Consider the following 15740-nt stretch of genomic DNA (forward strand, 5'->3'; position numbering starts at 1 on the left):
GCTACAAAACAAAATCCAGCAGGATAACAATTAATTACGTTTAGCTTTTGCCACTGCCGCGCCAGTGGTCTTACGCCGGTAGCGGCGGTTTGCCTGAGCGCCTTTTACCGCAGCGTTTTTTCTACCGCGCCAGCGTTGCGCGGGCTGCGTTGGCAAACCAACAGGAGTTGCATTGGCCGCTCCCTGAATTAACAGCTGTAGCTGCTGCAACAGCGGTTGCATAAAAGCCTGATAACTTTGCTGACGCTGGCAGATAGCATTGAGGGCGGCCTCCCAGCGCGCTGTCATATCCGGCGTCACCGCTTCAGCAGGCAGCGCGTTAATCAATGCAACACCTGTTGCAGTGGCATGGATTTGTTTGCCGCTGCGCTGCAGAAAGCCACGTTTAAACAGCAATTCAATAATGCCGGCCCGCGTTGCTTCAGTACCAAGCCCATCGGTATCGCGCAGGATTTTGCGTACTTCTTCATTGGTCACATAACGGCTAATCCCCGTCATTGCAGCTAAAAGTGTGGCGTCAGTAAATGGCTGCGGTGGGCTGGTATTTTTGTCCAGCACCTTTGCCGCAATACATAACAAAGGTTGACCAATCACCAGAGCGGGTAAAGTAGTCTGTAACTGGCTTTGCTCGGCTTCATCAGCGGTAAGCGCTACTTTATCGCCGCTATTATGCTGTCTGAACAGCTTCTTCCAGCCTGCACTGCGCTCCACTCGTGCTTTGGCAACAAAACAGCCACCGGCAATAGTGACTTCTGCCAGCGTATCGCGGTAGCAAAATGGTGGATAAAACTGCGCCAGATACTGGCGGGCTATCATCTGATATAAACGCTGCTCAGCAACACTGAGCCGCCCGGCTGGCATGCGTTTTTCAGTCGGAATAATGGCATGATGCGCATCTACCTTGCCATCATTCCACGCTCTGCTGATTAACGCAGTATCTGCTTGCTGCGCGGCCAGCGCTAACTCAGGTTCATTCACTGCAACAGCCTGAGATACCGCTTTAACCTGCTTCAAATGTTCTTTTGGCAGATAACGGCAGTCAGAGCGGGGGTAAGTAATAAGCTTGTGCTTTTCATACAACTGCTGACAACTATCCAACACCTGCTGTGCCGTCATGCTATAACGCTTCGCCGCCTCTATTTGCAGAGTTGACAGGTTATAAGGTAACGGCGGTGCCTGCTTAGCCTCTTTGTGTTCAAGCTTGCTGACCACGGCCGGTTGCTGACAGATTTTCTGCTGCACTTTCTCAGCAAGCGCCTTTACCAACACCCGGCCTTCGTCATCCTGCCAGGGCGCACAAGCACTGCTCGGTTGCCATAGCGCAGTGAAGCGCTCCTGTTGCTCTGTTTCCAACTCAGCCAGTACCTGATAAAAAGGTTTGGTAACAAAGTTTGCAATGTCCTGATCGCGTTTTACCACTAGACCTAATAGCGGCGTCTGTACCCTGCCCACTGATAACACGCCCTGATAGCCGGCTTTCTGCCCCTGCAGGGTATAGGCTCTGGTCATATTCAGCCCATACAACCAATCTGCCCGGCTGCGCGCCAGAGCCGACGTCGACAACGGGATAAAATCACGGTTTGGCTTTAACTGGGTAAGCGATCGCTTTACCGCAGCCGGATTCAAATCGCTGATTAACAGCCGCTGGGTGCCCGCCAGCTTGCTTTCACTGACACCACAATATGCCAGCACTTCATCTACCAACAACTGGCCTTCGCGATCCGGATCACCGGCATGAACCAGGCTATCAGCCTGTTTTAACAATTTTTTAATTACGTTAAGCTGCTGTTCAGCTGACTTTCGTACCTTTAACAGCCATTTGTCCGGTACTATCGGTAATTGTGCCGCTTGCCAGCGTTTGTAGTCAGGGTTGTAATCCTGTGGTTCAGCCTGTTCCAACAGGTGCCCGATGCACCAACTGACCACATCACCGTTGGCCAGGCGGATAAAACCTTTGTCTTTATACTGAGGTTTGGGCAATACCGCAGCAATAGCCCGGGCGAGGCTGGGTTTTTCAGCAATATACAAGATCATAGCGACACCAAACTGTTTTTATATACAGTATATTAGGCGGCAAGATAGCGGGTTGCAAAGAAAATGTAATTAAAATTTGGTTTTAATAAAAAAGTGCTTAGAATGAGGGCGTAGTAGTACTCTGTATTTGACAGTCATTCCACCCGGTCAGTTGGATAAATAGCAATGCAATATAGTGAAGTTAAGAAGATCTGTGATGAATTGCACAAAACAGGCAAACCTGTTTCATTAGATTATTTAATTTCTAAAGTGCCCGGTGCACAGGCCAGCCTGGTCGTGCATTATCAAAAATGGCGAAACGAACAAGCAAACAGAGCACCTGCCCCTGTCAGTACAGACAGTTTTTTTAGTGAAGACTTTGTCTCTGCCTTTCAGCGTGAATCTGAGCAACATGCGAAAAAGCTAACAGATCAGCTAAATCAGCAGCTGCAACAAGCGATGCAGGCCGAAGTGCTGGCAGCAGAACATAACCGAGAGCTGCAACTGGAACTGGAGCAACTGCAACAGCGCAAAGCCGAGCTGGAAAACAGTTTGCAGCAGCAACAACAACAGCTTTCAACTCAGGCAGAGAAATATGCCAGCCTGGTCAGCGAGCGGGATCAGGTTCAGACTCAAAACCGCGACCAGCAAACCAAGCTGGAACAATACAGTGCAGAACTAGAGCAGCTAAAATCTGAACTGGCGCTGGCAGATCAAGAAGTAAACGACAGTAAAACGAAACTTGCTCAGCTGGAAAAAGCACTGGAAACAGCCACTCAGCAGGCCACAGATGCCAAGAGCCAACTTGGCGAAGCCAAAGCAGACGCCGAACAGCTCCAGCTGAAACTGATTGCTTCCCAGCAAGCACAGGACGAACTGGAAGAACAACTGCAAAACGAGCAGCAACTAAATCAACAGAAATTGCAGCAGCTGCAGTCTGAGCTTGCTGCGGCAGAGCAGGAATTAGAGCCACTGCAACAAAAAGCAAAGTTAGCAGAGCAGGCCGAGCAACAAATACAGGTACTACAGCAGGCTGAAGCCAGTATTAAAGCAGAACTCGACAAAGCGCGTCAGGAAAGTAAGAAGGCTCTGCAGGATTTGCAAACCCGCGATCACGATGTTACTGAGCTTGAAGCGATGCTAAGCGAGTTTGAGTCGAAGTTGCAGCAGGCTACCAAAACAGAGACTCAAGCAGTAGCACTGAATAAACGCTTACAAGCTCAGTTGGAACAGGCACAGAAAGCCCAGTCAGGCGGTGAGCAGGTTACTGTTGTTGATCAGCAGGCAATCGCCGAAGTGGAAGCCAAACTGACGGCAGAAATCGAAGCCGTGCAACAGCAACTGGAACAAACAAAGCAGTTAACTGAAGAACTGACAGCTGAGCGGGATGATGCGCTGGCAAAGCTTGAACAAGCGTTGCAGCAGCAGAATGAAGTAGCAGAGCAGGTACCTGCAGAACAAAATGCATTAAATCAGCAAGCGGAAGAAACCATTTCGCGGCAGGAAAAAGAGCTGGAAGCGCTTAGCAAACAACTTAGCGAACTGAATAAAGAGCTGGATCACAGCCGGCGTGAAGCAGATGTGCAGCGTGATAATGCATTTAAAGCGCAGGAACAGCTTGATGCAATGGAGAAAGCGCAACACACCGCCGATATCGACGATTCACAGGATATACAGGCAACGCTCGAACAGCTCAAAGCCAATAACGCTATGCTGAAAGAGCAAAGTGCCATCACTGCTAATCATCAGGCAGAGCAACGTGAAGTTATCCGTCAGCTGCGGGAAGAATTGCAGCAGCAACGCGATCTGGTTGCCGATCTGCAGCTGGAGAAAGACAAATTCCAGAAACAAAAAGCCCAGCTGGAACAGCAGGTTAGCTTTGTTAAAGATAACGCTGCAGCCACCATTGAGCGCTTAACCCGCTACCGTGAGCAGGCACAGGAAAAAATTGAGAAACTGGAGAAGAAGCTAAGCAAAGCCTCTGACTAGCCCTCGCCGTTAGTTACCTGACGCTACGTTTTAAATGTTATTCTGAAGCAACAGCCGGGCGCAGCGCCCGGCACATACTGCAGCTGCGCATCCTGAGCCTGCAGCAAAGCCCGCGACAAACTTAAGCCAATACCAGAACCCTGTGTTTTAGTTGTAAAAAACGGAATAAATATCTGTTTGGCAACCTGCTCACTGAGCCCCGGCCCATTATCGCAAATATCCAGCTGCCAGCCATGTTGGCGGTGTTGCTGTAATGAGATGTCTAATTGCCTGTCGGTGGTTTGCTGCAGCGCATCCATCGCGTTTTGTAACAGGTTGATAAGGACCTGCTCGGTTAACGCTTCATCCAGCCACAGCTTAGCCTGGTCGGGTAACGCAAGCTTCAGCTGAATATTGTGTTGGGCAAGCGCAGATCGCTGTAACACCAGGCAATTGTTGATAATGGTAACGAGGTCGGTCAACTCTAAGCTGGCTTTCACCGGTTGACTAAGCTGTTTAAATGACAGAATAAAAGTGGAAAGATGCTGACCTCTGCGGTCTATAGTCGCCATAGCTTCTGCTAAATCGGCATGTTCATCCGTGCTCAGTACATGACCAGCCTGCGGCAGAATATGCAGACAACTTTGCGCCAGCGACGCCATCGGTGTCACTGAGTTGGCAATTTCGTGTGTCAGCACCCGTGTCATTTGCTGATACGACTGCACTTCTTGCTGTAACAATGCCTGATTAATACTCTGCAACGTCACCAGCTTACGAACCTGCCCCTGCAACCTGGTACATACTACGCTAACGGCAAATCGGTCAGCGCAGCCGGGCTGCGTCCATTGTAGCTGCCCCTGATAATGCCCAGTTGTCGTTTGCAGCATACTGATAAGCGCCTGCAAATCTGTACTGCTGATCCGGCCTAGCTGCAATTCAGTATATTGCGCGCCCGACAACAACCGCGCCGCTGCCGGGTTAGCTTGTAATAAGCGGTTATCTGAACTGAACTCGAATACCGCTACATCGAGCTGGCTAAGCAGTGTTTGCAGATATTGAGCCCGCGCCTCAGCCTGCTGCCGGCTGCGGCTAAGCTGCTGTTGGGCGTCAGCCAGTAGAGCGCTGAGCTGCGGCTGCCCCACTAATGTCAGCGAGGTATCCTGATTGACCAGCGCTCTGAGCACCAACGCTGCCTGCCGTTGCTGTACCCGGCCCAACTGCCAGATCATTACAGTTACAAGCACTGCAGCCAGCGTAATTGTGACTGCCAGAGCAGACGGCCCTTGCTGCCATTGCAGGCAAGCCAGCACCAGCAGCACAGTGAAGCTCTGCAGTAAAAGTGGCAAACGCAGATTAGAGACCATATTTTTCCAACCGCCTGTATAGCGCTCCGCGGGTCAGCCCCAGAGCTTTGGCTGCCTGACTGACGTTACCCTGATAGTATTGCAGTGCCTGACGGATGGTTTTCTCTTCAACAAACTCCAGCATAAAATCAGCCGCTGCATCAGTTGGTGCCGATGTCGTTGCAGTTGCAGATACGGCGCTGTCTGGCTGGCTGAAATCCAGCGTATTGTTATCCGCCAGCACGACAGCACGCTCTACCACATGCGCCAGTTGCCGGACATTCCCCGGCCAGTCATAGTGCTGCAGATAACGCAAATCTGACGGGCTGATTTTCAGCCCCTCACGCTGATAATGTTCACTGAATTTCTGCAAATACCAGTTCAGCAACAATGGTATATCCTGCTGACGCTCCCGCAGCGGCGGCAACACAATTTCTACCGTATTGATCCGGTACAGCAAGTCTTGGCGGAATCGTCCCTGCGCCACCGCCTGGTGCAGGTTGTCGTTGGTAGCACAAATCAGCCGGATATCTATGGCAATACTCTGGCTGGCACCTACAGGCACCACAGTGCGCTGCTGCAATGCAGTGAGCAGTTTGGCTTGCTGCGGCAAACCAAGGTTCGCCAGCTCATCGAGAAACAGGGTGCCGCCACTGGCCTGGACAAAACGGCCACTGTAATCGGCTTTGGCATCGGTAAAAGCGCCTTTTTTGTGGCCAAACAATTCACTCTCAAGCAGGCTGTCACTGAGGCTGCCCATATCAACCGTCACCAAAGCCGCACCAGCACGGGCCGACGCCTGGTGTATCGCCTGTGCAACCAAGGCTTTACCGGTACCACTTTCCCCCAACAGCAGCACGTTGGCTTGTGTTGGCGCCACCTTCTCAATGGTGCGCAGCACCTGCTGCATTGCCGGACTATCTCCGAGTAAGGGTGTGCTGTCTGTGTGTGTTGCCGCGTGGACCGGCGCCTGTGCAGCAGGCGGGTGCTGTGATGCCTGACGCAGCGTGTCTAGCAGTTGCTCATTCTGCCAGGGTTTGGCAATAAAGCTCGCCGCGCCCAGTTGCATTGCTCGCACAGCGAGGGGCAGCGCAGCATAGGCTGTCATCATCACGACTTTCAGTGTGGGCTGAGCTGCCAATGCCTGCTTTAAATAAAACAGCCCTTCTTCACCGCTTTGCGTATCGCGGCTGAAATTCATATCGAGCAACAGCAGATCAAATGTCTGACTGGCCAGAGTGCCGACTAATAATGCCGGTTCATGCAAAGTCACGACACTGGCAAAATGCTGTTTCAGGAAAATACGGCTGGCGGTGAGGATATCCTGGTTGTCATCCAGTACCAGCACGCTAAGTGGCTGCTTCATGCTTTAATCCCCGCGTGTATTGCAGCACCCTACCTAAAACCACGCGACGAGGCAACAAGCTTTTAAATCCAATAAGTTACCGGCTTTTAACACTGTCCGTTAATGGACACCCTGTTGTACCGCCAGCGGACACCTTCCAGCTTAACAAAAGCATATGTCTCTGAATCTAAACAAATAAAAATCCGGCACGCTGATTGCGTTAGTTGCAGATATGACTATTGCAGGAGCTCACAATATGGATAAGAAAATTGCCCCCTCTGCCAGGCATCGCCTGACCAAACCCGCGGTACTGCTCGTTACGGTAGCACTCACCGCCTGGCTTGGCGTGAACTGGCAGGCCAGTGCCCGTACCTCTGTATTATTGCCGCTTAGCTCGGTCAGTACCGCCATAGTGCAACAACAGAACCTGCAGGAGAGCATTGCAATACGAGCCAATGCATTGCCGCAGCAGACGGTGTTTCTCGACGTGATTGAAGGTGGCCGGGTAGAAGAAAAGTTGGCAGAGCAAGGGCAGTTTGTTACTCAGGGCCAACCCTTGGTGAAACTAAGCAATACCGCACTGCAACTGGATTTAATCAGCCGCGAAGCTCAGGTAACCGAACAAATGAACTTTCTGCGCAACACCCAGATGACGATTGAAACCAACCGGCTGAACCTGAAACGGGACGTACTGGATATCGAGCATCAAATTGCAACGCTCAGCCGCAATCTGGCGCAAAGTGAGCCACTGGTAAAAACTGGCGTTCTGGCCAAAGAGCATTTACTGAACCTGCAGCAAGATCTGCAATATCAGCAGCAGCGGTTAGCCCTGACTAAGCAACAACAACGGCAGGAGGAGGCGATTCGCCAGCAACAGCTAAACCAGCTCAGCGACAGCGTAGCTATGCTGACAAAGAACCTCGAATTTGCAAGACAGAATGTGCAAAATCTGCTGGTAAAAGCTCCCGTTAGCGGTTACCTGAGTGAGTTTAACGTCGAAGCGGGTGAGTCGCGTTCACCAGGCAGCCGCATGGGGCAGATTGACATTCCGGACCAGTACAAACTGGTAGCAAGCGTTGATGAGTTTTACTTAAGTCGGGTTGCCGTTGGCATGCCGGCAATCGCCAGCCTGAACCAGCAGCCATTATCGTTAACGGTAAACCGCGTAGACAGCCGGGTAGTCAACAACCAGTTTCAACTCGAATTTAACCTGCCTGGCGAGCACAACGTTACACGTGGCCAGTCGGTGAATTTAACCCTGCAACTTGAAACACAGCAACGCCAGGCTCTGGTGCTGCCACGCGGCGCCTATTTAGCTGATAGCGGCGGCCAATATGTGTATGTGCTGGACAGCGATAGCGCTATAGCACGTAAGCAAGCCGTCACGATCGGCAAACAAAGTACCAATCAAATAGAAGTTATCAGCGGCCTTAAGGCTGGTGACAAAGTGATTATTTCCGGCTATCGCGATTTCGACCAAGCCGATACTATTCAATTACAACAATAAGGACTGCAGCATGATCCAGTTACAACAATTAAACCGGGTGTTCCGCACTGCCGAGCTGGAAACCACAGCACTTAATCATATTGATTTACATATTGAACAGGGTGATTTCGTTGCCATTATGGGGCCTTCCGGCTGCGGTAAGTCTACGTTGCTCAGCATCCTGGGGATGCTGGACAGCCCCACCTCAGGCGCTTATCTGTTCGAAGGCACGGATATTGCCAACTACAGTGAAAAACAACTGGCGCAGCTGCGTAAATCCAAACTTGGCTTTGTATTTCAGAGCTTTAACCTGATCGACGAGTTGACAGTATTTCAGAATGTTGAGTTGCCACTGCAATATCAGGGAGTCGCAGCCACTGAGCGTAAAAGACGGGTTGATGCAATTTTGCAACGGATGCAGATAGACCATCGCGCTGATCATTTGCCACTGCAATTATCCGGCGGTCAGCAACAGCGGGTAGCTGTCGCCAGGGCTCTGGTAATTAACCCGGCACTGATATTAGCAGACGAACCTACCGGTAATCTCGATTCGAAGAACAGTGAAGAAGTAATGCAGATGCTGCGCCAGTTAAACCGCGAAGGCACGACGGTAGTCATGGTGACGCATTCCGAGCACGAGTCGCGCTACGCCAGCCGCATTGTACGCATGCTGGATGGTCAGATCATTGCCGAGCGGGCGCTGGAGGCAAAATATGCATAACTCACTGACCATGTTAAGTAATTATCTTACTACCGGCGTGCGCGCGGTGCTCAGACATAAAACCCATTTAGCGCTGAATTTAATGGGCTTAACGGTTGGCCTCGCTTCGGCGCTGCTGATTTTGTTGTATGCCAGTTATGAGCTGGGCTTTGATAAAATGCACCCCGATTCAGCCCATACTTATCGCTTGGAGCAGCATTTTGCTTCAATGAATCAACGTTTCCCGGTATCGAGCCCGGCAATGAAAGCTCTGCTGCAAGACTATGACAAGCGTATCCGGGTAACACGCTTCAGCCCGGGGGCGCCAGCAGTTAAGTTGGCAGAAAACAGCCAGCAACTGTCGCTGGAATGGCCACTATCAGTTGACAGTAACATCACAGAATTTTTTACCATTCAGGTACTACAAGGCGATCTTGCTGCAACTTTGGCACAGCCAAACCAGATTGCGCTGGCAGAACACGAGGCGCAGCGCTTATTTGGCAGCACTGATATTATCAACCGGCAATTTCAGCTTGGCGAGCAGCGTTATACCGTAACAGCGGTATTCCGCTTACCGCAGCAAAGCCATCTTCGGGCGGGGTCGTTACGCCGTATCAGTGACAGCGCTGCCTCCAACAGCATAAGAATAAACAACGTTTACAGCTATATTCACTTACCAGATGACATTGATAAAACAACTCTGCTTGGCCAACTTACATCCACACTGAACCAGCAAGCGTATGACGGTCAGCAAATGAGCACACTGGAACTGCGGGCCCTGACCGACATTCACCTGCATTCGGCATTAGCTTATGAGTTCAAGGTGAATGGTTCAGCCAGTACGGTACGTATTTGCCTGCTGCTGGCCGCTTTGTTACTGCTGATTGCTGCCATTAACTTTATTAATATGAGTACAGCACGCGCTGGTATGCGGGCAAAAGAAGTAGGTGTTCGTAAAGCCTTAGGCGCCAGTCGCAGCCAGTTATTTTTGCAGTTTATGCTGGAATCGCTGCTGATAGCCGTTAGTGCTGGCTTACTGGCGGCCGTTGCCGTGGAGCTGGCGTTACCTCAGTTTAATCAGCTGATTAACCGTCCACTTGAGCTACACTATGCCGGCAACTTTGGTGTAATTTTAGTTAGCTGTGTAGTGGTAGTCGGCTGTCTGGCTGGTATCTACCCGGCTGTGTTTATTTCTGCTTTTGATGCCAAAAAAGTATTAAGTGGAGATTTTCAGCGCGGTAATACGGCTATCTGGCTACGCAAAGGCTTGCTGGTATTGCAAGGAGCCATTACTGTTGGATTACTGGTGGCCAGCATAGTATTACAGCAACAACTGCAACTGTTACAAAATCAGCCCACCGGTTATCTTCGGGACAGCCGGTTATTAATTAAAGGCATAAATAATCAGCATTTATTCTGGGCCGGCAACCAGGACTTACTGCAAAGCCTTGCCAAGCTAGACGGTGTCAATGCGGTGTCAATAATGGATATGCAGCTCACTGAAACGGTGTCCCAGGCGATGGATATCCAGCTACCTGGTCAGACGCAGGACAATACATTACCACCGGTATCACAGATAGGTGTCGGTTTTAATGTTGCTAAAGCCGCAGGCTTAACCTTGTTAGCTGGCCGTGATTTCAGCGAGAACTATCAAAGTGATTGGTATCAGACGCATGACGACCATGCTACCGCTTCAGTCATCATCACGGCTTCATTAGCAAAAAAAGCCGGCGTAACTAACCTGAACGATGTGATAGGCCAGCAGTGGTTATTGCCAGGTGATGAACCTGTGCTGCGTATGACTGTGGTCGGGGTGGTAGCCGATATTCAGGTCGGCTCAGCGCTGAAACAGGCCGAGCCGCTGATACTGATTTGTGGTCGCTCTCCCATGAATTACAGTAACATCATACTGGACTTACAGCCTGAATTTGCCATTGGCACTCAGAGCAAAGTACAGCAATTGCTGGCTGACCGGCTGCAACGGCAGGATCTGAGGCTGAGCTGGTTAAACGATGATTACAACGCCATGTACCATAACCAGAGACGTCAGAGCAAAGTGATCGCTATTTTTGCCAGCCTGGCCATTGCGCTAACCTGTATCGGCTTATTTGGCCTTGCTGCTTTCAGCGCAGAGCAGCGTTCACGTGAAGTTGCCATGCGTAAAGTACTGGGCGCAGGTCGCTTCAACCTGGTTAATCTGCTGGCCAGCGAGTACCTGAAACTTATGGCAGTCAGCAGCATGCTGGCTATTCCAGCAACCTACTGGACATTAAACAATTGGCTAAACGAGTTTAGTGTTCGCATCAGTCAAAGCCCATTCTGGTATCTATTGGCGGCAGCAGCAACCTTTGCCATTTGCTGGTGTACCGTTGCTACGCTGGCCTGGCAGGTTGCAGGGCGCAAGCCAGCCATGGTATTAAGACAGCAGTAACAGTATAAGCAGATGATGAATAAAGGAATATTAATGAGGCTGTCGTTTACTTCAACCGCGGTTATCCTTGGCATTGCCATAATATTGACCGCCTGCTCTGTGCCTAATACTGTGCAGCGGCAGGTGGGTGCCAACGCTATGATAGAGCAGGTTACAGAAGGTGACGAGCAAGGCCGCTACCGTAACCTGTACCGTGGCGAACGCCAGTACCCCACAACCTGCGAAGCCAACTGTTACCCGGCACACCCGCAGGTGAGCTGTCAAAGCCCGGCGCAGAATTGCCGCTATACCGGCCCTCAGCCAGTACCAGCGCTCAACACTGGCTTTAGCGTGCAGTGGCTGGGACATGCCAGCTTTATTATCCATACGCCGGATCAGCAGCAATTGCTGCTCGACCCGGTGCTGGGCCAGTTTGATTGGCCGGTAAGTTGGGCGCAGCATCTGGTTGGTATTATTCAGCGGCCCTATTTGCCAGAAATAACAGCCGGGCAATTAGCACAAACCGACGCTGTGCTGTATTCACATCTGCATTACGACCATTTCAGCCATGCCACTATTGCAAAAATTGGTACAGGCCCGACTTACTATATGCCGCTTGATATGGCTAGCTATATGCCCAGCGCTGGGTATAAGGTGGTGGAGCAGGCCTGGTACAGCCAGAGTCAGCTGGGTGAGGTGACGCTGCATATGGTGCCAGCGCACCACTTTAACAGCCGTAAACTGTTTGATGACTTTAACCGTGCACTCTGGGGCGCCTGGTTGATAGAACATAACGGTAAGAAGCTGTTTTTTGCCGGTGATACCGGCTATTCCGCGCATTTTAGCGACATTCACCAAAGGTATGGCGACATAGATATTTGTCTGCTGCCCATCGCTTCGTACTACCATGAAACCGACGGTGCCTGGTATCGCTATGTCCACACCACACCGGAAGACGCATTAACGGCAGCCACAGAGCTCAATTGCAAAGTGATGATCCCCTGGGGCTACGGCAATGGCAGCTGGCAGATGGGCGATCACAGCTCGCACTCACCATTACTGCGTTTATTGCATATGCAGCAGCAACTGCAAAGTACAGTGCCGCTGCTGATTTTAAATGAAGGTGATAGCGTAGCCTTGTAACGTATCAGGCTACCGGCTTCAACCGGGCTTTAGCGGCCAGTTTGTTGCTGAGTTTGCCTGTAACGGCCCATACCAGTAAGGCTACCCAGGCAATCCAGGAAAAGCCTGCCGGGATGTTCAACAGGGCAATTTTACCGGCATGCCGGCGGTTAAATGCCAGCGCCAGCAGGCTGGGTAAAAACCATACCGCTAAAAACAGCAGGCCAAAGCCCAGCAAAAACAACAGATCGGCTTGTTGCCAGGCTTCAGTAAACGCCACGATAAATTGATTGATAGTTTCCATATTTTAGTCCTCCCTGGAGGCTTTTTTAACCGCAGCTTCAATCACCACAGCAATCAACCACATGGCCGCAAAGAAGATGCAAAAAGAGACGAGCTGGTAGCTATCAGCCTGGTGCCAGGCAGTCGTAAAAGGTGTTATCAGGTGTTGTAAAGTTTCCATGGTTATTTCCTCGCTATGTTTAAACTCAGTTTTCAGTCAGATTTACAGTTCAACCTTGGTTAGTTTGGCTAGTTCAGCTTTAAGGGCATCAACCCGGTGGGCTTTGCCCTGCTGCACCACGGTATGCACGGTGGTCAGCGCATTAAGATCAGTTACCGGGTTAGTGGTTAGCACGATAAAGTCGGCAACATAGCCTGCTGCCAGCTGACCGGTTTCGGGCAAGTCCAGGTGGCGGGCGCCGCCTACGGTGGCCAGTTGCAGTACTTGCCAGTTGCTCAAACCGGCAGCTTTGGTAAGTTGAAGTTCGCGCAGGTAAAACGGGCCGCTGGCACTAAGATCGGTGCCTATTGCTAAAGGCACGCCAGCGTCATGCAAACGCTTAAACAACTGCAGCACCTTCGGCATTTGCTGCTGCGCGGCGGCAACATCTGCTTCAGTCCAGTTATAACTGGGTGCCGCCATCAGCGCCCGCCAGCTATTGCGCATTTGCGGGTGAAAAACCCACATTTGATCTTCCGGGTACAGTTCTTCTAACTCGCGGGCACAATAAAACAACTCGTTAACTACCAGTGTCAGGTCAACGCGGGTTTGCTGCTGCACCAAAGTACCGATTAGTTGCTGCACCGGCTCACTGTCGTAGTCGACATGCTGAAACCAGCGGTAAATAAAGCGCTGGTCAAACGGGTTTTTACGCTCAGCCAGGTAGGCAGACTTCCCCTCGCCAGTTAACAGCTCAGCGCTGGTGGGTAAAGCGTGGGTTAATCTGTCGATACCCAATTCGGCAGCGTAAAGCCAGCTGACGCTATCAAGGTGTGCAACCGTCTTTAAACCGGCCTGTTTTGCCAGACGCACACCAAGGGCGACCTCGTTCTTGCTCAGGCCAGCATAAAGTTTGATGTACTCGACCCCCTGAGCTTTTTGCCGGCTGATTTCAGCCTGCCAGCCAGCTTCATCCTGCGGATGCACAGAGCCACCAATAATGGGCGTAGGTTCAAAGATAAAGCCTGCATAGCTCAGTTTTGGCCCAACCCAGTGACCAGCCTGCTGCTGACGTACATACTCAGCATTGGCTTCTGGCTCACCGGCAGGGCTAAACGCTGTTGTTACGCCGGTTGCCAGCGTACTGATAGCATGATAGCGGGTGAGCTCACTGTGGCCTTTCACTGTCATCACCGGTTTGCCATCTTGCATCTCCACCCGATGCGGCCCGGCAGTCAGGTGCAGATGCACATCAATCAAACCAGGCATCACGTACTGGTCCTGTAAATCAACCGTCTGTGATGCCTCGGGCAATGCGGCAGTATCCTGCTGCTGGCCTATTTGAACAATGCGGCCATCTTTTACCAGCAACCAACCATCGTTAAGCTGTTGCTCAGTGGCAGGGTTTATCAGCGTTGCGTTGTGGTACAGCACAGTGTTGGCTGCAGCGTAATGTGGTTCTTCCGCACCTGCTAAACCTGCAGTGGCTGTCAGGTTCAACAAGGTTGCGATCAGTGTTAGCGAAAATGTGTGTTTCATCGAAGTGCTCCGGCATTATCAGGTTGTTGTCAGGTAAGTCGTTGATTTTTTGTTAGGTGTTACAGATTATTTTTTTATTTTTTTGTGTAACACTTGGCAAAGTTCAACAGACTGAACAGGTGAGCGCGGTAAAAGCGGCGCCCCCAGACAACCACTTAACAGCAGGGCAGCAGCGTTTGATAACAGGACCCAACAGCACGCAAAGCGCGATCCATTTCGTATTGCAGCTATGGCAGCAGTACCAGGGCGCTATCAGCCGCACCTTATTGGCCAGCGAAGCCGATCCGGCGGCGCGGCAGGATTTAAAACAGGATATTTTTCTTGCGCTGCACCAGGCGGCAGAACGGTTGCAAGCGGCGGAATTGCCACGGGCCTATTTGTTTCGCATTGTGCACAACGTGACGGTAGACCATATTGCCCGGGCACAGCGCCACAAATGGCAACCTTTGGATGATGAGGTACAGCAACATATGCTGGACGATTGCCCGTCAGAGCAGCTGGGCGAGCAACAGCAAAGTCAGCTGTTAATGCAGGCTGTAAGGCGCTTGTCGCCAGCTAACCGCCAGGTGATTTTGCTGGCGATGGAAGATTTACCGGCGCCGGAGATCGCAGACATTCTGCAGATCAGCCATGGGGCCGTTAGGGTGCGCATCAACCGCGCCAAAACCGAACTGATGGAGTTAATGCAAGATGGCCGATAACTTTGACTTTGCCGCCCTGACTAAAAGTTGGCAGCAGCAGCCGGTCACGGAGGAAGTGCTACCCAGCGCGAACGATTTAGCACAGGCCAGTCAGCGTCAGCGTGAGCAGAAATGGCTGATGTACAGCGAATGGCTGGGTGCGGTGATTATGGCCGTTACTGCGTTGTGGCTGCTGTTTAACCTGCCCGGTTGGCTGGGCGGCATTTCCGCGCTGTTTCTGACAGTGGGGGCGCTAAGTACCGCTTATATCAGCTGGCATATACACCGGCCAATATTAGCTTATGACAACTGGAGCAGCGGTGGGCTGTTGCAATTTCGCTACCGTGCTTGCCAGCTTAGCTTGCGCTATTATCGCTATACCCAGCTAAGCTGTGCGGCGCTTATGCTGTTTACGCTGGTGTTGTGGTTATTACACCTGTGGCAACTGGACAACACGCCTATAACAATGTTGTTGTTTTATAGCCTGATTGCATCGCCAGCCTGTCTGTTTGCTATTTACCGGTTGCAGCAGAAAGTACGGGTAAAAACGGCTGAACTGGCGCAGCTGCATGCTCTGGCAGAAGATTTTGAGTAAAGCGAGTCATCCAGTGCCGTTTAGGGGTATTGGATTCGACATAAGTCAGGTTGGAAACCCGATAGCGCAGACACTCTGTGGCGAGCATAGCGGGAAT

Annotated in this window: 13 protein-coding genes; 7 read left to right on the forward strand and 6 right to left on the reverse strand. The window is 51.3% G+C overall.

Going from position 1 to position 15740, the window contains the following annotated elements; translation table 11 throughout:
* Positions 1–30: 30 nt before the first annotated feature.
* Entirely contained in the window at positions 31–2034 is a 2004-nt protein-coding gene (locus tag AC5SV9_RS10015; protein WP_475152100.1) for a DNA topoisomerase III, read from the reverse strand.
* Between the two features lie 165 nt (positions 2035–2199).
* On the opposite strand from AC5SV9_RS10015, the gene AC5SV9_RS10020 reads away from it, so the two are divergent.
* Positions 2200–4002, forward strand: a complete 1803-nt coding sequence (locus AC5SV9_RS10020; protein ID WP_475152102.1) for a coiled-coil domain-containing protein — start codon at positions 2200–2202, stop codon at positions 4000–4002.
* Between the two features lie 23 nt (positions 4003–4025).
* On the opposite strand, the gene AC5SV9_RS10025 is transcribed toward AC5SV9_RS10020, so the two are convergent.
* Both AC5SV9_RS10025 and AC5SV9_RS10030 read right to left on the reverse strand, forming a co-directional pair.
* Entirely contained in the window at positions 4026–5345 is a 1320-nt protein-coding gene (locus AC5SV9_RS10025; protein ID WP_475152104.1) for a sensor histidine kinase, read from the reverse strand.
* Positions 5335–6690 carry a sigma-54-dependent transcriptional regulator gene (locus AC5SV9_RS10030; protein ID WP_475152106.1) on the reverse strand — a complete coding sequence of 452 codons (1356 nt, stop codon included), beginning with the start codon at positions 6688–6690 and terminating at the stop codon, positions 5335–5337. Before AC5SV9_RS10030 ends, AC5SV9_RS10025 begins: the two co-directional genes overlap by 11 nt.
* 235 nt (positions 6691–6925) lie before the next feature.
* Here AC5SV9_RS10030 and AC5SV9_RS10035 point away from each other — a divergent pair, with 235 nt between their 5' ends.
* The 4 genes from AC5SV9_RS10035 to AC5SV9_RS10050 are packed head-to-tail and all read left to right on the forward strand — an operon-like array spanning position 6926 to position 12408.
* Entirely contained in the window at positions 6926–8176 is a 1251-nt protein-coding gene (locus AC5SV9_RS10035; RefSeq protein ID WP_475152108.1) for an efflux RND transporter periplasmic adaptor subunit, read from the forward strand.
* 10 nt (positions 8177–8186) lie between these two features.
* Complete coding sequence (locus AC5SV9_RS10040; protein WP_475152110.1) at positions 8187–8876, forward strand: ABC transporter ATP-binding protein; 690 nt, start codon at positions 8187–8189, stop codon at positions 8874–8876.
* A complete protein-coding gene (locus AC5SV9_RS10045) occupies positions 8869–11286 on the forward strand; it encodes an ABC transporter permease (RefSeq protein WP_475152113.1) in 2418 nt (805 codons plus the stop codon). Before AC5SV9_RS10040 ends, AC5SV9_RS10045 begins: the two co-directional genes overlap by 8 nt.
* A gap of 33 nt (positions 11287–11319) precedes the next feature.
* Positions 11320–12408: an MBL fold metallo-hydrolase gene (locus AC5SV9_RS10050; protein WP_475152115.1), complete on the forward strand. Its 1089-nt coding sequence runs from the start codon at positions 11320–11322 to the stop codon at positions 12406–12408.
* A gap of 4 nt (positions 12409–12412) precedes the next feature.
* Here AC5SV9_RS10050 and AC5SV9_RS10055 read toward each other — a convergent pair whose 3' ends face one another.
* Genes AC5SV9_RS10055 through AC5SV9_RS10065 form a run of 3 tightly spaced genes read right to left on the reverse strand, consistent with a single transcriptional unit; the run spans position 12413 to position 14368 of the window.
* Positions 12413–12691, reverse strand: a complete 279-nt coding sequence (locus tag AC5SV9_RS10055) for a superinfection immunity protein (RefSeq protein ID WP_475152116.1) — start codon at positions 12689–12691, stop codon at positions 12413–12415.
* Between the two features lie 3 nt (positions 12692–12694).
* Positions 12695–12850 carry a hypothetical protein gene (locus tag AC5SV9_RS10060; RefSeq protein ID WP_475152119.1) on the reverse strand — a complete coding sequence of 52 codons (156 nt, stop codon included), beginning with the start codon at positions 12848–12850 and terminating at the stop codon, positions 12695–12697.
* A 42-nt stretch (positions 12851–12892) separates the two neighbouring features.
* Positions 12893–14368 carry an amidohydrolase family protein gene (locus AC5SV9_RS10065; protein WP_475152121.1) on the reverse strand — a complete coding sequence of 492 codons (1476 nt, stop codon included), beginning with the start codon at positions 14366–14368 and terminating at the stop codon, positions 12893–12895.
* Positions 14369–14544: 176 nt separating this feature from the next.
* Here AC5SV9_RS10065 and AC5SV9_RS10070 point away from each other — a divergent pair, with 176 nt between their 5' ends.
* Positions 14545–15069, forward strand: coding sequence for an RNA polymerase sigma factor (locus AC5SV9_RS10070; RefSeq protein WP_475152123.1), 525 nt, complete (start codon positions 14545–14547; stop codon positions 15067–15069).
* Positions 15059–15643 (forward strand): hypothetical protein, encoded by a 585-nt coding sequence (locus AC5SV9_RS10075; protein ID WP_475152126.1) that lies wholly within the window; start codon positions 15059–15061, stop codon positions 15641–15643. Before AC5SV9_RS10070 ends, AC5SV9_RS10075 begins: the two co-directional genes overlap by 11 nt.
* The last annotated feature ends 97 nt before the right edge of the window (positions 15644–15740 follow it).

It is taken from the genome of Rheinheimera sp. ATLC3, from assembly GCF_059429535.1.